Genomic DNA, 20,383 nt, shown 5'->3' with positions numbered 1-20,383 from the left:
GCACGACCCTGGCAGGGAGGCTTGCCTACCGGGAGACCTCCTATGCCCCACCTGAATCGCCGCCAGACCCTCGGCCTGCTCGCCGCCAGTGCTGCCCTGCCCCTGCTGGGCAGCTATCCGCTCCGCGCCTTCGCGGCGAACACCGAGTATCTCGCCCTGGTCGAGAAGGAAGCGCCCGGCGTCGCCTTCTACCGCCTGGCCGACGGCGAGCGCACCAGTAGCCTGGAGCTGCCTGCGCAACCCCACGAGATCGTCGCCGATCGCCAAGGGCGCTATGCCTATGTCGGCCAGTACGGAGTAAAGAGCTGGCAAGCGCCTGGCGAAGGGGGGCATCAGGTCAGCGTGATCGATCTCGCCGAACGTCGCCTGGTGAGATCCATCGATCTGTCGCCCTATCACCGCCTGCACGGCATGCGCCTGGATGACCAGGGTCGCCTCTATGTGCTCAGCGAGACCGATTCGCTGCTCATCCGCTTCGACCAGCCCGCCACTGCCGAGTACCCCAGCCAGATCGTCCCGGTGGGCGGCACCCGCAGCCACTACTTCGTACTGACCCGTGACGGGCGCCGTGCCTATGTCGCCGATACCCTGAGCGGTCTGGTGATCCTGGTGGATACCCACAATCCCGCCGTCCTGCCGGTGAAAAGACTACTTGGCCAGGCGCCAGAAGGCTGCTGCCTGAGTCCGGACGAGCGCGTCTTCTATGTGCTGGATCGCTTCGCTGGCATCCTCCATGCGCTGGACGCCCGCGACCTCGCCCCCATCAGCCAGACAAGGCTGCGCGGAGAAGCCGTACGCGTAGTCGCCCTGCCGGATGGTCATCTGCTGGTCTCCAACCTGGCGGACAAGAGTCTGTCACTGCTCAGGCCCGACACCCTGGCCGAAGTGGCCTATCTGCCCATGGGCAGTGCCGTACCGGGGCTCAACCTCGCCCCCGACGGCGAGCGCCTGTTCGCGGCACTGGAAGACAACCAGCTGGCGGTGGTCGATCTGCGTAACTGGCGCGAGGTCCGGCGCTTCGCCACGGGTAAGGCGCCCGACACCGCCGTGGTCTTCCGCAGCTGAGCCCAAAAGCGCGCGCCAGTCGCCTTTGTGCAGACCTGGCGAGCTGTCGTACGAGAATCATCCTCATTTAACAAACTGAATCATTGTGATACAAAGTGCCGATTGCGAAGGGCGTTCGCTCTTTCTCTTCTCAGGCGGTGATCCACTCCATGCTCGTCCCTTTCCTGATCATGCTCCGCGAAGGTATCGAGGCGGCGCTCATCGTTGGCATCATCGCCAGCTATCTACAGCGCACCGGTCGCGGCCACTGGATGCCGGCGGTGTGGATCGGGGTGATGCTGGCAGCAGCCCTTTCGCTCTTCGTCGGCGCCGGCCTGCAGCTGGCCAGCGCCGAGTTTCCACAGCGCCAGCAGGAGCTGTTCGAAGCGGTGGTCGGTCTGGCCGCGACCGCCATTCTGACCTCCATGGTGTTCTGGATGCGCAAGGCAGCGCGTTCCATCAAGAGCGAGCTGCACGAATCCCTGGAGAACGCCCTGTCCGCCTCGCGTAACCAGGTCTATGCCCTGATTGGCATGGTGTTCTTGGCAGTCGCCCGTGAAGGACTGGAAACCGTGTTCTTCCTGCTGGCCATCTTCCAGCAGAGCACCGGTCCGGGTGCCCCGCTGGGTGCCCTGCTGGGGCTGATCATCGCCATCGCGGTGGGTTATGGCCTCTACACCGGCGGCGTGCGACTGAACCTGGGCAAGTTCTTCCGTTTCACCGGGCTGTTCATCCTGTTCGTCGCGGCCGGCCTGTTCACCAACTCGATCAAGGCACTGCATGAAGCCGGCTTGTGGAATTCGCTGCAGCAGGTGCTGTTCGACTGGAGTCACTTGCTGCCCGCCGACGGCCCGGTTGGCACGGTGCTGGCCGGCATGTTCGGTTACCAGGACACCCCGACCGTGAGTACCCTCGGCGCCTACCTGCTGTTCCTCGCCGTCACCCTGCCGCTGTTCTTCCGCACTCCGGCACCGCCGCGCCCGGCCGCGTCGAATCCTTCCACCGCTTCGCTGGAGCGCCAGCCGTGAACGCCCCGAACGCCAACCTGCCGAAGAAAACCTCGCCGGCACTGCGCCTGGCCCTGTTCGGCTCCGCGAGCCTGCTGATCGTGGCGGCCGCGGCCTTCTACTACGCCTCGCGCTCGGCGGGCGAGCGTCACGCCGCCGTGGCCGACGGCGAAATCAAGGTCGACATCCTGGCCAATCGCTGCGAACCCAATGCCCTCGAAGTGCCCGCGGGACCGGCGCGCTTCCGCATCGTCAACCGCTCGGACCGCGCGGTTGAGTGGGAGATTCTCGACGGCGTCCTGGTGGTCGAGGAACGCGAGAACATCGCCCCCGGACTCAGCCAGGTCATCAACGCCACCCTGGCCCCCGGCGACTACGCCATCACCTGCGGCTTGCTGAGCAATCCACGGGGGACGTTGAAGGTACTCCCCACCGCTGCCTCGGAAGCCGCCAGCAAGGCCGGCCCGACCCTGACCCAATTCATCGGGCCGCTGTCGGAATACCGCGTCTACCTGAATCAGCAGAGCCGCCTGCTGTTGCAGGGCATCAGCGTGCTGCAACAAGCCCTGGCCACCGGCGACCTAAACCAGGCACGCACCGCCTACGCCGCCGCCCGCCTGCCCTACCAGCGCCTGGCCGCCACCGCCCAGCGCTTCGCCGAGCTGGACAATCGCCTCAACGCCCGCGCCGACTACTACGAACAGCGCGAGCAGGATCCCGCCTTCGGTGGCTTCCATCGCCTGGAGCACGGATTGTTCGTCGCCAACAGCACGGCTGGGCTGGAGCCGATCGCCGCGCGCCTGCAACAGGACGCCGCCGCGCTGCGCGACGCCCTGCTCGGCCAGTCGCTGCCGCCGGAGCAACTCAGCGGCAACGCCGCGCGCCTGCTGCACAACCTGGCCACCACCCGCATTTCCGGCGAGGAAGAGCGCTACAGCCAGCTCGTGCTGCCCGGCTTCGCCGCGAACCTGGACGGCACTCGCAAGATCATCGACCTGCTGCGGCCCCTGCTAAGCAAGGGCAATCAGGACCTGCAGCAGCGACTCGACAGCCAGGTCCAGGCCTTCGCCACGGCCCTGGGCGATCAGCGGCGTCCCTATGCCAGCCTCTCCAGCGAAGAACGCAACCGCATCGCCGCAGCGGCGCAGGCCCTGGCCGACACCCTCGACCAGGTAGCCCCTGCCCTCGGCCTTGCCGCGACCAAGACCTCGTCATGAAGAAATCTTCCGATCAGCCCAATATCGAACGCCGCCGGCTGCTGGGCGGCCTCGGCGCCACCAGCCTGGCCCTGGCCGGCGCCGGTCTGTGCCCGATGCATGCCAGTGCCGCCACCACCGCCGAGGTGACCCGCGCCCCCGGCAGTGCCAACACCCATCAGCGCCAGGAATTCTTTGGCCGGCACCAGAGCGGCATCGTCACTCCGCGCCCGGCGGCCGGCATGGTCGTGGCCTTCGATGTCCTGGCCAGCGATCGCGAAGACCTGGAGCGGCTGCTGCGCACCCTCGACGAGCGCATTCGCTTCCTCATGCAGGGCGGTCCCGTGCCCGAGGTGGACCCCAGGCTACCGCCGCTGGATTCCGGCATCCTCGGCCCAGTGGTGACGCCCGACAACCTCACCATCACCCTCTCGGTGGGCGAGTCCCTGTTCGACGACCGCTTCGGCCTGGCGGCAGCCAAGCCCAAGCATCTGCAGCGCATGACCAGCTTCCCCAACGACGCCCTGGAAGCGGATTGCTGCCACGGCGATCTCTGCCTGCAGTTCTGTGCCAATACGCCGGACACCAATATCCACGCGCTGCGCGACATCGTGAAGAACCTGCCCGATCTGCTGGCGATCCGCTGGAAGCAGGAAGGCAGCGTGCCCGTGCAGGACCCGGTACCCGGCAAGCCCGCGGAAAGCGCACGCAACTTCCTCGGCTTCCGCGATGGCTCGGCCAACCCCGACTCCACCGACCAGCAGGCCATGGACCACATCGTCTGGGTCCAGCCTGGCAACGGCGAGCCCACCTGGGCCGCCCAGGGCAGCTACCAGGCGGTGCGCATCATCCGTAACTTCGTCGAGCGCTGGGATCGCACGCCACTGCAGGAGCAGGAAGCCATCTTCGGTCGGCGCAAGGCCAGTGGCGCGCCCATGTCGGGCGGTCACGAGACCGATGTACCGGATTACGGCAGCGACCCCAAGGGCCAGGTCACGCGCCTGGATGCCCACATCCGCCTGGCCAACCCACGCACCCTGGAGAGCCAGCGCAATCTCATCCTGCGCCGGCCCTTCAACTACTCCAACGGCGTGCGCAAGAACGGCCAGCTCGACATGGGCCTGCTGTTCATCGCCTATCAGGCCGATCTCGAGCAGGGCTTCATCGCCGTGCAGAAGCGCCTGGATGGCGAGCCCCTGGAGGAATACATCAAGCCCATCGGCGGCGGTTACTTCTTCGTCCTGCCGGGCATCACCGATCCAAAGGATTACCTCGGCCGCAGCCTCTTGGCCGCCGCGCAGTCTTGAAACCTCGACAGGAGAAGTCGAATGAAACGCTCGTTCCTCGCCGTTGCCCTCGGTCTGGCGCTCAGCGCGCCGGTGTTCGCCGCCAATTCGCCACTGGACCTGGTCGGCCCCATCTCCGACTACAAGATCTACGTGACCGACAACCTGGCCAAGCTCGCCGAGCAGACCGAGGCCTTCACCGCGGCGGTCAAGCGCGGTGACCTGGCCACGGCGCGTAAGCTCTATGCCCCTACCCGGGTGTCCTACGAGCAGGTGGAGCCCATCGCCGAACTCTTCAGCGACCTGGACGCCGCCATCGACTCACGGGAAGACGACCACGAGCAGGGGGTGAAGTCCGAGGACTTCACTGGCTTCCACCGCTTGGAATACGCCCTCTTCACCCAGAATACTACCGAAGGCCAGGGGCCCATCGCCGACAAGCTGCTGAGCGACGTCAAGGACCTGCAAGGCCGGGTCGACGGTCTGACCTTCCCGCCGGAGAAGGTGGTAGGCGGTGCCGCGGCGCTGATGGAAGAAGTCGCGGCCACCAAGGTATCGGGCGAAGAAGAGCGCTATAGCCACACCGATCTCTATGACTTCCAGGCCAACGTCGATGGCGCCAAGAAGATCGTCGACCTATTCCGCCCGCAGATCGAGAAACAGGACAAGGCCTTCGTCGCCAAGGTCGACAAGAACTTCGCTACCGTCGACAAGATCCTGGCCAAGTACAAGACCAAGGATGGCGGCTTCGAGACCTACGACAAGGTCAGCGAGCGTGATCGCAAGGCCCTGGTCGGCCCGGTCAATACCCTGGCCGAGGATCTGTCCACTCTGCGTGGCAAGCTGGGCCTGAATTAAGTGCCCTAGGGGCGGTGTCCGGCGCCGCACCGCTCCTACCGCTTATCGCCGGAATAGATTTATATATAAAGAAACATCGCTTTTAAGCATATAGCCCTGCTGCTATCGTTCACGGCCTAGAAAAGTCGCTGGCGTTCCCCTCGCGGGTGCCGAAGACTTCGATCACGCGCAGCCGTGCGCGCCGCCTGACAGCAGGATGACCATGTACGTTTACGATCAGTACGATCAGCGGATCGTCGAAGAACGTGTCGCCCAGTTTCGCGACCAGACCCGCCGCTTCCTGGCCGGAGAGCTGGGTGGCGAGGAATATCGCCCCCTGCGCCTGCAGAATGGCCTCTACATCCAGCGCTATGCGCCCATGCTACGCGTCGCCGTGCCCTATGGGCTGCTGAACACCACCCAGGTGCGCAAGCTGGCGCAGATCGCCCGCGACTACGACAAGGGCTACGCCCACATCAGCACCCGCCAGAACGTCCAGTTCAACTGGCCGGAGCTGGAAGACGTCCCCGAGATCCTCGCCGAGCTGGCCAGCGTCCAGATGCACGCCATCCAGACCAGCGGCAACTGCATCCGCAACACCACCACCGACCAGTTCGCCGGCGTGGCCCATGACGAACTCGTCGATCCGCGTCCCTGGTGCGAGATCATCCGCCAGTGGTCGACCTTCCACCCCGAATTCGCCTTCCTGCCGCGCAAGTTCAAGATCGCCGTCAATGGCGCCGCCCTGGACCGCGCCGCCATCGAGGTACACGACATCGGCCTGGAAGCGGTGCGCAACGACGCCGGCGAGCTGGGCTTCCGCGTACTGGTCGGCGGCGGCCAGGGCCGTACCCCGCACACCGGCGAATTCATCCGTGAATTCCTGCCCTGGCAGCACCTGCTCAGCTATTTGGAAGCCACCCTGCGGGTCTACAACCGCTATGGCCGCCGCGACAACAAGTTCAAGGCGCGCATCAAGATCCTGGTCAAGGCCCTGGGCGCCGACGTCTTCGCCGAGAAGGTCGAGGCCGAATGGGCCCACCTCAAGGACGGCCCCATCACCCTGACCGAAGCCGAAGTCGCCCGTGTTTCCGCCTTCTTCGTCGATCCGCCCTATGCCGAGCTGCAGGACCAGGACGCCGCCCTCGCCCGCCTGGACGCCGAGCACCCGGGCTTCGCCCGCTGGCGCCAGCGCAACACCTTCCGCCACAAGCGTCCGGGCTATGTCGCCGTGACCCTGTCGCTCAAGCCCACTGGCGTGGCCCCGGGTGACGTCATCGACCGCCAGTTGGACGCCATGGCCGACCTGGCCGATCGCTACAGCTTCGGCGAGCTGCGCACCTCGCACCAGCAGAACGTCATCTTCGCCGACGTCCGCCAGGAGCAGTTGCTGGAGCTCTGGCACGAACTGCGCGAGCACGGCTTCGCTACGCCCAACATCGGCCTGCTGACCGACATGATCTGCTGCCCGGGTGGTGATTTCTGCTCCCTGGCCAACGCCAAGTCGATTCCCATCGCCGAGGCCATCCAGCGCCGTTTCGACGACCTGGACTACCTGTTCGACATCGGCGAGCTGGACCTGAACATCTCCGGCTGCATGAACGCCTGCGGTCACCACCACGTCGGCCACATCGGCATCCTGGGCGTGGACAAGAAAGGCGAGGAGTTCTACCAGGTATCCCTGGGCGGCGACGCCGGCCGTGACGCCACCCTGGCCAAGATCCTCGGCCCCTCCTTCGCCCAGGACCAGATGCCCGAGGTGATCGGCAAGCTCATCAACGTCTACGTCGAACAACGCACCGAAGACGAGCGCTTCATAGACACCTACCGCCGCATCGGTATCGACCCCTTCAAGGAGCGCGTCTATGCAAAGAATCATTAAGGGCGACCAGCTGGTCACCGATAACTGGCACCTGCTGCCCAAGGACATCGCCCTGGCAGACGTCCCCAACAGCGACGACGTCATCATCCCCGCCGCCCTGTGGCTGGAACACGGTCATGCCCTCACCTGCCGCGATGGTCGCCTGGGCATCTGGCTGGACAGCGACGAGGAGCCCGAGAGCATCGCCGGTCATCTTGAGCATTTCACCCTCATCGCCATCAACTTCCCGGCCTTCGTCGACGGCCGGGGCTATTCCTATGCCCGCCTGCTGCGCGAGCGCTTCGGCTGGAAAGGCGAGCTACGTGCCATTGGCGATGTGTTGCAGGATCAGCTGTTCTTCCTCAAGCGCTGCGGCTTCGACGCCTACGTGATCCGCGCCGACCGCGATCCGGAAGCAGCCCTCAAAGGCCTGCGCGACTTCAGTGAGACCTACCAGGCTGCGGTCGATGAGCCCCAGCCGCTGTTCCGCCGCCGCCAGGCCTGACTGGCCAGTCCGGCGATCAGCCAAAAGAAAACCCGCCGCGGCGGGTTTTCTTTTGCTTACTCGGCACTAACCCAGATTGACCACCACACGCCCCACCATCTTCCCGGCCAGGATCTGGCTGATGGTATCCGGCAGCTCCTGCAGGCCGATTTCCCGGGTCAGGCTGTCCAGGTCGTCCAGCTTCCACTGCACCGACAGCTTGTCCCAGAGGGCAGCCTTGGCCATCAGCGGCAACTCGACGGAATCGACGCCCAGCAGATTCACCCCGCGCAGGATGAAGGGGAAGATACCGGCTTCGAACTTGGTGCCGGCGGTCATCCCACAGCAGGCCACGCTGCCGCCGTATTCCAGCGACTTGATGACGTTGAACAGGATGTCGCCGCCGACCGTATCCACCGCGCCCGCCCATTGCTGATCCAGCAGCGGCTTGCCGACGCCGTCGGCCAGGGTCGCCCGGTCGAGGATCTGCCGTGCGCCGAGGCGATGCAGCCATTCGGCGCGCTCCAGCTTCGCCGTGGACGCCGCCACGTGATAGCCGAGCCTGGCCAGCAGCTTGACCGCCAGGCTGCCCACGCCTCCGCTGGCGCCGGTGACCAGCACCGTTCCCGCTTCGGGGGTCAGCCCCATCTGTTCGAGCTTCTCGACGCACAGCGCCGCGGTCAGGCCAGCGGTGCCCAGCACCATGGCTTCGCGCAGACCCAGGTTGTCCGGCCGGCGGATCACCCAGGCGGCTGGCACGCGGATGTACTGGCCGAAGCCGCCGGCGGTGTTCATGCCCAGGTCGTAGCCGGTGACGATGACCTCGTCACCGGGAGCGAATTCGGCCGCGCTGGAGGCCTCCACCACGCCGGCCGCGTCGATGCCCGGGGTATGGGGATACCGCCGGGTCACGCCGCGATTGCCGATGGCCGATAGCGCATCCTTGTAGTTGAGTGAGGAGTAACGGACCCGGACCAGCACCTCACCCGCAGGCAGGTCGTCCAGGGTACGGCTCACCACCTCCTGACGGAATGCCCCATGGGGCCCTTCGGTCACCCAGAGTGCCTGGAAATTGCTCATCGCTGTTCCTCCCTTGAAGTCTTGTTATGGGATCGGCAAGCCTGAGGCTCAGCGCCAGCGGGTCGACTCGGAAAGCCGCTCCCACCAGGTAGTCACCAGCCGATCCACGCCGAGGCTGGCCGCCATGCCCAGCCGTTCGGGCAGCGACTTCTTCTCGACGAAGCGTACGGCAAAGACATCCACGACCTGCGCGCGTTCGGCCAGGTACTCGTCACTGGTACGCAGTTCGTCCACCAGTTGCTTGCCCAGGGCGGCCTGCCCCAGCCAGACCTCGCCCGTGGCGACCTCTTCGATGTTGAGCTGCGGCCGGTAGTGGGCGACGAAGTTCTTGAACAGTTCGTGGGTGGTCTCCAGGTCGTCCTGGAATTTTTCCTTGCCCTTCTCGTCGTTCTCGCCGAACACGGTGACGGTGCGCTTGTATTCGCCGGCGGTGAAGACTTCGAAGTCCACATCGTGCTTCTTCAGCAGGCGATGGACGTTGGGCAACTGGGCGACCACGCCGATGGAGCCGAGGATGGCGAAGGGCGCACTGAGGATACGGTCACCGATGCAGGCCATCATATAGCCGCCGCTGGCCGCCACCTTGTCGACGCAGATGGTCAAGGGCACGCCGGCCTGGCGAATGCGCGCCAGTTGCGAGGCGGCCAGGCCGTAGCTGTGCACCAGCCCACCGCCGCTCTCCAGCCGCACCACCACCTCGTCCTTGGGCGTGGCCAGGGTGAGGATGGCGGTGATCTCGTTGCGCAGGTGCTCGTTGGCCGAGGCCTTGATGTCGCCGTGGAAGTCCAGCACATAGACCCGCGACTTGCCGGACTCGCTCTTGCGCTTGTGCTTCTCGGCCTTGGTCTCACGCTTGCGCAGCGCCTTGAAGGCCTCCTTGCCGAGCACGCTCTGCTGCAATCTCAGGCGCAGATCGCGGTAGACGTCGTTGAGCTTCTGGACCTGAAGCTGTCCGCCCGATCCACGGCGATTGCGCCCGCGAATGGTCGCAGCGAAGAGCAGCACAGCGAGGATAGCCACCACCAGGGTGACGGTTTTGGCCAGGAAACTGGCATAGTCGGCAAGAAACTCCACGGACTCTCCTAGAATGGCGGCAGCAATGCCCTGCCCAGCATACCGAGTCGCCAGGCCGATAGAAACTCGGCAGCCACCGGCCGGTTATCCAGTCAGAGCAATGGCTTCGTCGGGCCGGCGCGAGGCCTGCCTGCCAGGCATTCAAACAAGTGTATGAATATCCGTTGACAGGGCACCTGTCGCCCCCTACCCTCGGTCGAGTATCCCAGCCAGGCCACCACGGACCTGGCCTCATCGAAGAAGACTACAAGGACCCTCGCCATGAGCGCAGCCGATGCCATCGCTACCCTGAAGAGCAAATTCGACCCCTCCGCCGCGGCCGGCCTGGATCTCACCTATCAGTTCGACGTCGAGGGCGGTGACAACTACTACGTGGTCATCAAGGATGGCACCTGCGACGTCCAGCAGGGCGACGCCGCCGATCCGGATTGCACCCTGATCATGGACCAGGCGACCCTGGCCGGCATCGTCAGCGGCGAGACCGACGGCATGCAGGCCTTCATGTCCGGCAAGCTGCGCGTCGAAGGCAACATGATGCTGAGCATGAAGCTGGGCGAACTCTTCCCCAACTGAGTCGCCCACGCAACACCAAGGCCAGGCAGCTGAGCGGTGATCACAGCCGCCCTGGCAACCACGAAAAACGCCGCGTTCTCTTGCCAAGAACGCGGCGTTTTTTCTTGAGTGATCGGCAGTGCCAATTCAAGCGTTATCGCGGCCATGGGCCGCTCCTACAGTTACATCGTGCCTTTTGTAGGAGCGGCCCATGGCCGCGATCATTAGCACCTGCCCGGCTTCTTCGTGCCTGGGTTCAAGGGCGGCGAGGCGCTACGGCGGGAGCGATATTGCCATCCCAGCCACCGCCGAGGGCCGCGATCAACTGGACGCTGGTGCTCAGGCGACTGCCCAGCAGGGTCAGGTTGGTGCGCTCGTTGCTCAAGGCGGTGGTCTGCAGGGTGACCACGTCCAGATAGCCGATCAGACCCGCGCGATACTGGTTCTCGGCCAGTTGCAGGGCACGCCGGGCAGCGTCCAGGGCTTCCTGGCGCACACCGGCTTCGTCGCCGTAGGTGCGTAGTTGCACCAGGTAGTCTTCCACCTCGCGGAAGCCATCGAGCACGGTCTGGCGATAGCCGGCGACGCTGGCGTCGTAGCTAGCCTCGGCGGCTTCCACCTGGGCGCGGCGCAGGCCACCATCGAACAGCGCCAGGGCGAAGGACGGCCCGATCGACCAGAAGCGATTCGGCGTGCTGACCAGGCTGTCCCACTGGCCGGCGCTGTAGCCGCCGCTGGCGCTCAGGGTCAGGTCGGGATAGTAGGCGGCTTCGGCGACGCCGATGGCGGCATTGGCGGCCATGACCTGGCGCTCGGCCTGGGCGATGTCGGGCCGTCGCTCCAGCAAGGTCGAGGGCACGGCGCTGGGTAGGCTCGGCAAGGTCGGAATGGCGTCGACCGCGGCCAGCTGGAAGTTGGCCGGGACCTCGCCAACCAGCACCGCAATGGCATTTTCCAGCTGGGCGCGCTGATACCTCAGGTCGATGGCATCGGCCTGGGTGCTCTTGAGCTGGGTAGTGGCCTGGGCGACATCGGCCGGGGTGACGATCCCCGCACGATATTGGTTCTGCGTCAGGCGCAGCGAGCGCTCGTAGGTGGCGACGGTAGCATCGAGTAGCCGCTGCTGGGCGTCCAGCACCCGCAGTTGCAGGTAGTTGGTGGCCAACTGGGTCTGCAGGCTCAGGCGGGTAGCCGCCAGTTCCGCCGCACTGGCCTGCGCGGTGGCCCGGTCCGCTTCCAGCTGGCGACGCACGCGGCCCCAGAGATCCACCTCCCAGCTCACCCCCAGGCTGGCGTCATAGGAGTTGTTGATGGTGCTCACGCCACCGCTGCTGACGGTGCTGCTGGTGCCGCTGGAATTGCGGATGACGGTGCTGTTGCCCGAGCCGCCGCCACGTCCGGAGCGAGTGGCGCCCAGGCTGCTCGAGAGCGTGGGAAACAGCGCGGAGCGCGCCTGGCGCACCAGGGCGAGGGACTGCCGATAGCTGGCCTCGGCCTGGGCCAGGCTCTGGTTGCGCTGGTTCAGCTGGACCATCAGCCGATCCAGGGTGGGATCGTCGTAGTGGCGCCACCAGTCACCCCGCACCTCCAGATCCTTGGGTGCGGCGGCCTGCCAGCCCTCGGCGTGGCGATAGGCGACGGGCACCGCGGTACTCGGCCGCTGGTAGTCCGGCCCCAGGGTGCAGCCGGCCAGCAACAGGGCCAGGGTCAGCGCCGACAGGCGCGGGGTTGGGATCATAGCGGCGTATCCAGGGCAGCGTCGGTACGGATGCCGCGCCAGCGATTGACGCGGCGGCGCAGGCGTTCGAAATAGAGGTAGACCACCGGCGTGGTGTAGAGGGTGAGGATCTGGCTCAGCACCAGGCCGCCGACGATCACCAGGCCCAGCGGCTGGCGCATCTCGGCGCCCTCGGTGCCGCCGATCAACAAGGGCACGGCGCCGAGGATGGCGGCCATGGTGGTCATCAGGATAGGTCTCAGGCGCAACAGGCAGGCCTGGCGTATACCCTCCTCGGGCGACAGGCCCTGGTTACGCTCCAGTTGCAGGGCCAGGTCCACCATCATGATGGCGTTCTTCTTCACCACCCCGATCAGCAGGAACAGGCCGAGCATGGAGATCAGGCTGAACTGGCCGCCGGTGAGCTGGATGGCCAGCAAGGCCCCCACCCCGGCCGATGGCAACGTCGAGAGGATGGTCAGTGGGTGCACGTAGCTCTCGTAGAGGACGCCGAGCACGATGTAGACCAGCACCAGGGCGCCGAGGATCATCAACGGCTGTCCGGATACCGTGCTGGCGAAGATGTTGGCCGAGCCACCCAGCCGGCCCTGGACATCGCTCGGCAGGCCGATGGCGGCCACGGCGCGCTGTACCGCCCGGGTTGCCTGTTCCAGGCTGACATCGGGCGCCAGGTCGAAGTTGATGCTCTCCGAGGCGAACTGGCCATCGTGGGTGACCCGGTCCTCGGCGAGGCTGTTGGTGTAGTGGGCGAAGGCTGCCAGCGGCACCTGGGCCCCGCTACTGGTGATGACGCGGATCTGCTCGAGGACGGTCGGGTCCTGGGCATAGCGCGGATTGATCTCCATCACTACCTTGTACTGATTGAGCGGCTCGTAGATGGTCGAGATCTGCCGCTGGGCGAAGGAGTTGTTGAGCACCGCGGCGACCGTCTCCATGTTCACGCCCAGGCGCTTGGCCATCTCGCGGTCGATCTGCAGGGTGATCTGCTGGGTACTGCCCTCGCGGCCGTCCACCGCGGTCAGCTCCGGCAGTGCCTTGAGTGCCGCCAGGACCTTGGGCTGCCAAGCCTCCAACAGGTCGACGTCACCGGACAGCAGGTTGTACTCATAGGACGAGGTACTCTGCTGGCGACCGCCGAATCTCAGGTCCTGGTCGGCCATGAGGAACAACTGGGCACCCGGTACCTTGGGCGCATTGGCCCGGATGCGCTCAATGACCTTCTGGGCATCCAGCTGGCGTTCGGCGATGGGCTTCAAGCGGATCAGCATCACCGCGTTGTTCACCCCGCTGCCGGCGCCGGAGCTGCCGACGAAGCCGGAGGCGCTGGCCACCGCCGGATCGGCCAGCAGCGCCTTGCGCAGGATCTCGATCTTCGGCTGCATGACCTGGAACGACAGGGCATTGTCCCCACGGATGAAGCCGATCAGCTGGCCGGTGTCCTGCTGCGGCATGAAGGTCTTGGGCACCACCACGTAGAGCACCACGTTGAGCGCTATGGTGGCGATCAGGCTCAGCAGGGTCAGCCGCCGATGGCGCAGGGCCCAGCCGAGGGTACGGTCGTAGCCCGCCACCAGGCGCCGATGGGTCCGCTCGCTGAAACGCTGCAACCGCCCTTCTTTGTCCGGATCGTGTGGTCTCAGCCAGCGCGCGCAGAGCATCGGCGTGAGGGTCAGGGACACCACCAGCGAGACCAGGATGGCCGCGGCCAGGGTCAGGGAGAATTCGCGGAACAGCTTCTCGACGATTCCGCCGATGAACAGGATGGCGACGAAGACGGCGACCAGGGAGACGTTCATCGACAGCAGGGTGAACCCCACCTCGCGGGTGCCCTGATAGGCGGCCTTGAGCGGCGGCATGCCCTCGTCGATATGCCGGGCGATGTTCTCCAGCACCACGATGGCATCGTCCACCACCAGCCCCGCCGCCAGGATCAGGGCCATCAGCGACAGGGTATTGAGCGAGAAGCCGAGGATGTACATGACGGCGAAGGTGCCCACCAGGGAGATGGGCACGGCCAACGCCGGAATGACTGCGCTGCGCAGCCGACCGAGGAACAGCCAGACCACGCCGATCACCAGGAACACGGCGATGATCAGCGTCAGCTCGGCTTCATGCAGGGTCGCCTTGATCACCCCGGATCTGTCCATGGCCACTTCCAGGCGGGCGCTGGCCGGGACGATGGCTTCCAGGGCCGGCAGGCGCGCCTTGAGCGCGGCGATGGTCTCGATGATGTTGGCGTTGGCCTGGCGGTTGACCACCAGCAGCACGGCGCTCTGGTCGTTGAAGAACCCCGCGTTGTAACGGTCCTCCACCGCGTCGCTGACCTTGGCGACATCGCGCAGGCGCAGGGTCGCGCCGTCCTGGTAGCGAATGATCAGCGGGGCGTAGTCGGCGGCCTTGAACAGCTGATCGTTGGCCTGGATCTGCCAGTTGTGGTCATCGTTGGCCACCGCGCCCTTGGGGCGGCGCTGGTTGGCACTGTTGATCGCGGTGCGGACGTCGTCCAGTGCCAGGCCATAGTGTTCCAGCTGACGCGGTTCCAGCTCGATGCGTACCGCGGGCAGCGAACTGCCGCCGATCTGTACCTCACCTACCCCATTGACCTGGGACAGGCTCTGGGCGAGGACCGTGGAGGCCAGGTCGTAGAGTTCGCCCTTGCTCAGCGTCTTGGACGTCAGCGAGAACACCATGATGGGTGCCTGGGACGGATTGACCTTGCGGTAGCGCGGCATCTGGCGCATGCCGCTGGGCAAGAGGTTGCGCGAAGCGTTGATAGCCGCCTGGACCTCGCGGGCGGCGGTGTTGACGTCCTTGTCCAGGTCGAATTGGATGATGATCTGCGTCGAGCCCTGGCTGCTGCGGCTGGTCATGGAACTGATGCCGGCGATGGTGCCGAGGGAGCGCTCCAGGGGCGTGGCCACGCTGGAAGCCATCACCTGGGGGCTGGCGCCAGACAGGGTCGCCGAGACCGTGATGGTCGGGAAGTCCATCTGCGGTAGCGGCGCCACCGGCAGCAAGCGGAAGGCGATGGCGCCCAGCAGCAGCAGGGCCAGGCTCAGTAGCAGGGTCGCGACCGGCCGGGCGATGAAAGGCGCCGAGAGATTCACCTCAGGCCGCCCTGCGCCGACCCAGGCGCTCGCCAAGACTGTCGAAGGCCAGGTAGATCACCGGCGTGGTGAACAGCGTCAGCACCTGGCTAACCAGCAGGCCACCGACCATCACCAGCCCCAGCGGCTGGCGCAGCTCGGCGCCCGCGCCGGTCGCCAGCATCAGCGGCACCGCGCCGAACAAGGCGGCCAGGGTGGTCATGAGGATCGGCCGGAAGCGCAACAGCGCCGCCTGGTAGATGGCTTCCTCCGGCATGAGCCCCTGGTGCCGTTCGGCGTCCAGGGCGAAGTCGATCATCATGATGGCGTTCTTCTTGACGATGCCGATCAGCAGGATGATGCCGATCACCGCAATCAGCCCCAGGTCGTTGCCGGTGAGCAGCAATGCCAGCAAGGCCCCGATGGCCGCCGACGGCAGCGTCGAGAGGATGGTCAGGGGATGGATGAAGCTCTCGTAGAGCACCCCGAGAACGATGTACATCACCACCACCGCGGCCAGGATCAGCAGCAGGGTGCTGGACAGCGACGCCTGGAAGGCCGCCGCCGCGCCCTGGTAGCGGGTGTTGATGCCCAGCGGCAAGCCGATCTCCTGCTTGGCCGCGTCGATGGCCGCCACGGCGGCGCCGAGGGAGACGCCGGTGGCCAGGTTGAAGGACAGGGTCACCGCCGGGAATTGACTGAGGTGGTTGATCACCAGCCGGGTCGGCCGCTGCTCCATCTTCACCAGGCTGGAGAGGCGCACCGGGGCGCGGGCGGTATCGGTGGTGGTTTCCGTCGTGGTCGCGGTGCCGGTCCCGCTGCTACCGCTGGAGCTGGTACCACTACCCGCCTTGACCCAGACCTGGCTGAGGGCATCCGGGCCAAGGCTGTCGGCGGCGGCGCTGGCGAGGACCACCCGGTACTGGTTGGCCTGGGTGTAGATGGTCGAGATCTGCCGCTGGCCGAGGGCATCGTAGAGGGCGTCGGTAATGGCCGACACCTGGACGCCGAGGCGCGCCGCGGCATCACGGTCGATGGTCAGGTACAGCTGCAAGCCCTTGTTCTGCAGGTCGCTGGTGACGTCGGTGAGTTCCGGGCGCTGTTGCAGGGCCTGGGTCAGCCGCGGCACCCAGGTGTCGAGCAGGTTGGCATCGGGCGAATCCAGGCTCAGCTGGTACTGGGTCCGGCTGACCCGGTCCTCGACGCTGAGGTCCTGCACCGGCTGCATGTAGAGGGTGATGCCCACCACCTTGGCGACCGCGGGACGCAGGCGGTCGATCACTTCCTGGGCGGTGACGTCGCGCTCGCTTTGCGGCTTGAGGTTGATTTGCAGGCGACCGCTGTTGAGGGTGACGTTGTCACCGTCGACGCCGATGTAGGAGGACAGGCTGGCCACCGCCGGGTCCTGTAGCACCACCTCGGCCAGTGCCTGCTGGCGCTCGCTCATGCCGCGGAAGGAAATCGACTGGGGCGCCTCGGTGATGCCCTGGATGGAGCCGGTGTCCTGGGCCGGAAAGAAGCCCTTGGGCACCAGCAGGTAGAGCAACGCGGTGAGCACGAAGGTGGCCACCGCCAGCAGCAGCATCAGCGCCCGGTGCAGCAACGCCCAACGCAGTGCCCGGCCATAGCCGGCGATCAGCCGCTCCAGCCACACCAGGCGATGCTCGGCGGCCTGTTCCTGCTTGAGCAGTCGCGCGCACATCATCGGGGTGAGGGTCAGGGAGATCACCAGGGAGATGAGGATGGCCACCGCCAGGGTAATGGCGAATTCACGGAACAGCCGGCCCACCACGTCCTGCATGAACAGCAGGGGGATGAGCACGGCGATCAGGGAAATGGTGAGGGACACCAGGGTGAAGCCGATCTGCCGGGCGCCCTTGAGGGCGGCCTCCAGTGGAGTGGCACCCTCCTCCAGATGCCGCGAGATGTTTTCCAGCATGACGATGGCATCGTCGACGACGAAACCGGTGGCGATGGTCAGGGCCATCAGCGACAGGTTGTTCAGCGAGAAGCCGGCCAGGTACATCGCGCCGAAGGTGCCGATCAGCGACAGCGGTACCGTGACCGAGGGAATCAGGGTGGCGCTGAAGCGGCGCAGGAAGACGAAGGTGACCATGACCACCAGCCCCACCGCCAGCAGCATCTCGTGCTGGACGTCGGTGACCGCCGCGCGGATGGTCTCGGTGCGGTCGCTGAGCACGGCGATGTCGAGCCCGGCCGGCAGGCTTTCCTTGAGGCTGGGCAACAACGCCTGGATGCGGTCGACGGTCTGGATGACGTTGGCGCCGGGCTGGCGCTGGACGTTGACCAGGATGGCACCGCTGCGATTGGCCCAGGCCGCCAGGCGGTCGTTTTCCGCACCCTGGGCGATGGTGGCGACGTCACCCAGGCGCAGGGCGCCGTTGTCGGCATAGTTGAGGATCAGCTCGCCGTAGGCCTTGGGATCGCGTATCTGGTCGTTGGCGTCCAGGGTGGCGACCCGCGTGGGGCCGTCGAAGCTGCCCTTCGGCTGGTTGGTGTTCTCGCTGGTGACCAGGCTGCGCACATCGGCCAGGGTCAGGTTGTGGGCCGCGAGCTTATCGGGATCGACCTGGATGCGCACCGCCGGGCGCTGGCCACCGGCCAGGCTGACCATCCCGACCCCGCTGACCTGGGCCAGCTTCTGCGCCATGCGGGTATCGACCAGGTCATAGAGGGTGGGCAACGGCAGCGTCCTGGAGCTGATCGCCAGGGTGACGATGGGCGTATCGGCCGGATTGACCTTGTTGTACACCGGCGGTGCCGGCAGGTCGTTGGGCAAGAGGTTGTTGGCCGCATTGATCGCCGCCTGGACTTCCTGCTCGGCGACCGACAGGTCCAGTTCCAGGTTGAACCTGAGGGTGATCACCGAGGCGCCACCGGAGCTGGTGGACGCCATCTGCGACAGCCCCGGCATCTGGCCGAACTGGCGCTCCAGCGGCGCGGTGACGGCGCTGGTCATGACGTCGGGGCTGGCCCCCGGATAGAGGGTGAGGACGCGGATGGTGGGATAGTCCACCTGCGGCAGCGCAGCCACCGGCAGCAGCCGATAGGCCAGCAGACCGGCGATGAGCAGCGCCACCATCAACAGGGTGGTGGCGACCGGGCGCAGGATGAACGGGCGCGAGATATCCATCGCGGCCGATCAGCCCTGGGTCTTGCCGGGCTTGCGCACCGCCGGCTTGGCCGGTTCGCTGGGCGGCGCCGAGGCTCCTGTCACGACCTCCACCTCGGCGCCCTCGCGCAGGCGGTCGGTACCTTCGGTGACCACGCGATCGCCAGCGGCCAGGCCTTCGGTGACCACCGTCAGGCTACCGTCATCCGGGCCGACCTTGAGGGCGCGGACCTGAATCTTGTTGTCGGGTCCCACCACGTAGGCGAAGGTGCCGTTGGAGCCGAACTGGATGGCGGAAGACGGCAGCACCAGCGCCTGGTCCAGCACCTGCTCGCGGACCCGCACGGTAACGAACTGATTGGGGAACAGCGCTTCGTCGCCATTGGCGAAGCGCGCGCGAAACTTAAGGGTACCGGTGGACGTGTCGATCTGGTTATCGAAACTCTGCAGGGTACCCTCGGCGACCTTGCGTATCCCGCCGCGATCCCAGGCTTCGACCGGCAGCGTCTGGCCGCTGCGCGCGCGCTTGAGCAGCTCGCCGAGCTGGCTTTCCGGCAAGGTGAAGACCACCGAGATCGGCTGGGTCTGGGTGATCACGGCCACCACGGTGCTGTCATTGGCGGACAGCAGGTTGCCGCCGTCCAGCTGGCGCAGGCCGACGCGGCCGGTGATGGGCGCCTTGATCTGGGTGAAGGCAAGGTTGAGCTTGGCGTCGGCCACCGCCGCCTGGCTGTTCTTGAGCGTGCCGCGATACTGATTGACCAGCGCCTCCTGGGTATCCAGGGTCTGCTTGGCGATGCTGTCTTCGCGGAACAGCCCTTGGTAGCGCTTGAGGTCCAGCTCGGCGTTGCGCAGCTGCGCCTGGTTTTGCTGCAGGGTACCTTCGGCTTGTTGCAGGGCCACCTGGTAGGGCCGTGGATCTATGGTCGCCAGCAAATCGCCGGCCTTGACCTTCTGGCCTTCCTCGAAGGCCACGCGCACCAGCTCGCCGGCCACCCGGGTGCGGACATTCACGGTATTGAGCGCCGTGACCGTGCCGATGGATTTACGCACGATGGGAAAACTGCGCTGCTCCACCGCCACCACCCGTACCGGTGTGGGGCCGGTCATACCGAAGGGCGACCGCGCACCCTTGCCCGAGGCGGCCGCCTCCTTCTGCCCATGCTGGTGATACCAGTACCCGCCGGCAGCGGCCAACAGCAAGACGATGAGCAGCAGCCAGAGCAGTCGGCGACGCGAAGAGGTGTGGGGAGAAGAGTCGGACATCGAAGAGTTCGTACGCGCAGGAGAAGGCGGAAGATAAGCAGCCGGAGCCGCAGTCACCAGCCCCTTTACTGCGTTTTTACCTAGGGAGAAACGGGCGGAAACAAAGACGTCCGCCCGTTTCTCGTGGCCTGCGGCCCAACAGCGCCGCGGGCAAGGCTTAGCCCAGGACGGCCAGCGCCGCCGCGTAGTTCGGCTCCTGGCCGATTTCCGGGACCAGTTCGCTATGCAACACCTTGTCCTGCTCGTCCAGTACCACCACGGCGCGAGCGGCCAGGCCCTGCAGCGGACCGCTGGCCAGGGCGACGCCGTAGTTCTGCAGGAACTCGGCACCGCGCAGCGTGGAGAGATTCACCACCTTCTCCAGCCCTTCGGCACCGCAGAAACGCTTCTGGGCGAACGGCAGGTCGGCCGAGATGCAGAGCACCAGGGTGTTATCCAGCTTGTCGACCTCCGCATTGAACTTGCGCACCGAGGTGGCGCAGGTCGGGGTATCGACGCTGGGGAAGATGTTGAGCACCTTGCGCTTGCCGGCGAGGCTGGCCAGGGTGACGTCCTGCAGGTCGCCATTGACCAGGCTGAAGGCCGGTGCCTGTTGGCCGGGCTGCGGCAGGTTGCCCTGCACTTCGACCGGATTGCCGCGCAGATTGACGGTTGCCATGAATTGCTCCTTTTCTCATGAGACGGGGACAGGGAGTAAACACGTTTTCCGCGGCCGATCAAAGCCTTGCGCGTCCCCTAC

The 20,383-nt window shown here is 66.0% G+C and carries 15 protein-coding genes; 8 read left to right on the top strand and 7 right to left on the bottom strand.

All coding sequences use genetic code 11. The annotated features are described in order from the left end of the window. Positions 1 to 42 precede the first annotated feature (42 nt). The 7 genes from RND78_RS16075 to RND78_RS16045 all read left to right on the top strand — a co-directional run bounded on the left by RND78_RS16075 (position 43) and on the right by RND78_RS16045 (position 7,736). Complete coding sequence (locus RND78_RS16075) at positions 43 to 1,065, top strand: twin-arginine translocation pathway signal protein (RefSeq protein WP_312730187.1); 1,023 nt, start codon at positions 43 to 45, stop codon at positions 1,063 to 1,065. Between the two features lie 149 nt (positions 1,066 to 1,214). Then, the gene (gene efeU / locus RND78_RS16070; protein ID WP_312730186.1) at positions 1,215 to 2,072 is read left to right on the top strand and encodes an iron uptake transporter permease EfeU; all 858 of its coding nucleotides are present in this window, start codon (positions 1,215 to 1,217) and stop codon (positions 2,070 to 2,072) included. Next, positions 2,069 to 3,268, top strand: a complete 1,200-nt coding sequence (gene efeO / locus RND78_RS16065; protein ID WP_312730185.1) for an iron uptake system protein EfeO — start codon at positions 2,069 to 2,071, stop codon at positions 3,266 to 3,268. Before efeU ends, efeO (RND78_RS16065) begins: the two co-directional genes overlap by 4 nt. Next, on the top strand, positions 3,265 to 4,554 hold the full coding sequence (gene efeB / locus RND78_RS16060; RefSeq protein ID WP_312730184.1) for an iron uptake transporter deferrochelatase/peroxidase subunit: 1,290 nt from the start codon (positions 3,265 to 3,267) through the stop codon (positions 4,552 to 4,554). The genes efeO (RND78_RS16065) and efeB overlap by 4 nt, the downstream gene beginning before the upstream one ends. A gap of 21 nt (positions 4,555 to 4,575) precedes the next feature. Continuing rightward, positions 4,576 to 5,391, top strand: coding sequence for an iron uptake system protein EfeO (gene efeO, locus RND78_RS16055; protein ID WP_312730182.1), 816 nt, complete (start codon positions 4,576 to 4,578; stop codon positions 5,389 to 5,391). A gap of 202 nt (positions 5,392 to 5,593) precedes the next feature. Further along, positions 5,594 to 7,252 (top strand): nitrite/sulfite reductase, encoded by a 1,659-nt coding sequence (locus tag RND78_RS16050; RefSeq protein WP_312730181.1) that lies wholly within the window; start codon positions 5,594 to 5,596, stop codon positions 7,250 to 7,252. Then, entirely contained in the window at positions 7,236 to 7,736 is a 501-nt protein-coding gene (locus RND78_RS16045; protein ID WP_312730180.1) for a DUF934 domain-containing protein, read from the top strand. Before RND78_RS16050 ends, RND78_RS16045 begins: the two co-directional genes overlap by 17 nt. 66 nt (positions 7,737 to 7,802) lie before the next feature. Here the strand turns inward: RND78_RS16045 and RND78_RS16040 are convergent, their stop codons facing one another. Both RND78_RS16040 and sohB read right to left on the bottom strand, forming a co-directional pair. Next, complete coding sequence (locus tag RND78_RS16040) at positions 7,803 to 8,795, bottom strand: YhdH/YhfP family quinone oxidoreductase (RefSeq protein WP_312730179.1); 993 nt, start codon at positions 8,793 to 8,795, stop codon at positions 7,803 to 7,805. Positions 8,796 to 8,843: 48 nt separating this feature from the next. Next, positions 8,844 to 9,869 carry a protease SohB gene (gene sohB / locus RND78_RS16035; protein WP_312730178.1) on the bottom strand — a complete coding sequence of 342 codons (1,026 nt, stop codon included), beginning with the start codon at positions 9,867 to 9,869 and terminating at the stop codon, positions 8,844 to 8,846. 261 nt (positions 9,870 to 10,130) lie between these two features. Between sohB and RND78_RS16030 the strand changes: the two genes are divergently transcribed. Further along, entirely contained in the window at positions 10,131 to 10,442 is a 312-nt protein-coding gene (locus tag RND78_RS16030) for an SCP2 sterol-binding domain-containing protein (RefSeq protein ID WP_058765123.1), read from the top strand. Between the two features lie 235 nt (positions 10,443 to 10,677). On the opposite strand, the gene RND78_RS16025 is transcribed toward RND78_RS16030, so the two are convergent. The 5 genes from RND78_RS16025 to tpx form a co-directional block, all read right to left on the bottom strand. Next, entirely contained in the window at positions 10,678 to 12,159 is a 1,482-nt protein-coding gene (locus RND78_RS16025; protein WP_312730173.1) for an efflux transporter outer membrane subunit, read from the bottom strand. Next, positions 12,156 to 15,266: an efflux RND transporter permease subunit gene (locus RND78_RS16020; RefSeq protein ID WP_312730172.1), complete on the bottom strand. Its 3,111-nt coding sequence runs from the start codon at positions 15,264 to 15,266 to the stop codon at positions 12,156 to 12,158. Before RND78_RS16020 ends, RND78_RS16025 begins: the two co-directional genes overlap by 4 nt. A 1-nt stretch (position 15,267) precedes the next feature. Next, on the bottom strand, positions 15,268 to 18,399 hold the full coding sequence (locus RND78_RS16015; protein WP_312730171.1) for a multidrug efflux RND transporter permease subunit: 3,132 nt from the start codon (positions 18,397 to 18,399) through the stop codon (positions 15,268 to 15,270). Positions 18,400 to 18,408: 9 nt separating this feature from the next. Then, entirely contained in the window at positions 18,409 to 19,644 is a 1,236-nt protein-coding gene (locus RND78_RS16010) for an MdtA/MuxA family multidrug efflux RND transporter periplasmic adaptor subunit (protein ID WP_312730169.1), read from the bottom strand. Between the two features lie 157 nt (positions 19,645 to 19,801). Further along, complete coding sequence (gene tpx, locus RND78_RS16005) at positions 19,802 to 20,302, bottom strand: thiol peroxidase (RefSeq protein WP_312730167.1); 501 nt, start codon at positions 20,300 to 20,302, stop codon at positions 19,802 to 19,804. Positions 20,303 to 20,383: the final 81 nt, after the last annotated feature.

It is taken from the genome of Pseudomonas oryzihabitans, from assembly GCF_032027545.1.
Taxonomy (GTDB): Bacteria; Pseudomonadota; Gammaproteobacteria; order Pseudomonadales; family Pseudomonadaceae; genus Chryseomonas; species Chryseomonas oryzihabitans_F.
The sequence above is the reverse complement of the archived record's forward strand: the minus strand, read 5'-3'. Positions and strand labels throughout refer to the sequence as shown.

What these genes read in the sequence shown, in the direction of transcription:
- RND78_RS16075 (WP_312730187.1), top strand. Translation starts at nt 43, where the DNA reads ATGCCCCACCTGAATCGCCGCCAGACCCTCGGCCTGCTCGCCGCCAGT.
- efeU (WP_312730186.1), top strand. Translation starts at nt 1,215, where the DNA reads ATGCTCGTCCCTTTCCTGATCATGCTCCGCGAAGGTATCGAGGCGGCG.
- efeB (WP_312730184.1), top strand. Translation starts at nt 3,265, where the DNA reads ATGAAGAAATCTTCCGATCAGCCCAATATCGAACGCCGCCGGCTGCTG.
- efeO (WP_312730182.1), top strand. Translation starts at nt 4,576, where the DNA reads ATGAAACGCTCGTTCCTCGCCGTTGCCCTCGGTCTGGCGCTCAGCGCG.
- RND78_RS16050 (WP_312730181.1), top strand. Translation starts at nt 5,594, where the DNA reads ATGTACGTTTACGATCAGTACGATCAGCGGATCGTCGAAGAACGTGTC.
- RND78_RS16045 (WP_312730180.1), top strand. Translation starts at nt 7,236, where the DNA reads ATGCAAAGAATCATTAAGGGCGACCAGCTGGTCACCGATAACTGGCAC.
- RND78_RS16040 (WP_312730179.1), bottom strand. Translation starts at nt 8,795, where the DNA reads ATGAGCAATTTCCAGGCACTCTGGGTGACCGAAGGGCCCCATGGGGCA.
- RND78_RS16030 (WP_058765123.1), top strand. Translation starts at nt 10,131, where the DNA reads ATGAGCGCAGCCGATGCCATCGCTACCCTGAAGAGCAAATTCGACCCC.
- RND78_RS16025 (WP_312730173.1), bottom strand. Translation starts at nt 12,159, where the DNA reads ATGATCCCAACCCCGCGCCTGTCGGCGCTGACCCTGGCCCTGTTGCTG.
- RND78_RS16015 (WP_312730171.1), bottom strand. Translation starts at nt 18,399, where the DNA reads ATGGATATCTCGCGCCCGTTCATCCTGCGCCCGGTCGCCACCACCCTG.
- RND78_RS16010 (WP_312730169.1), bottom strand. Translation starts at nt 19,644, where the DNA reads ATGTCCGACTCTTCTCCCCACACCTCTTCGCGTCGCCGACTGCTCTGG.
- tpx (WP_312730167.1), bottom strand. Translation starts at nt 20,302, where the DNA reads ATGGCAACCGTCAATCTGCGCGGCAATCCGGTCGAAGTGCAGGGCAAC.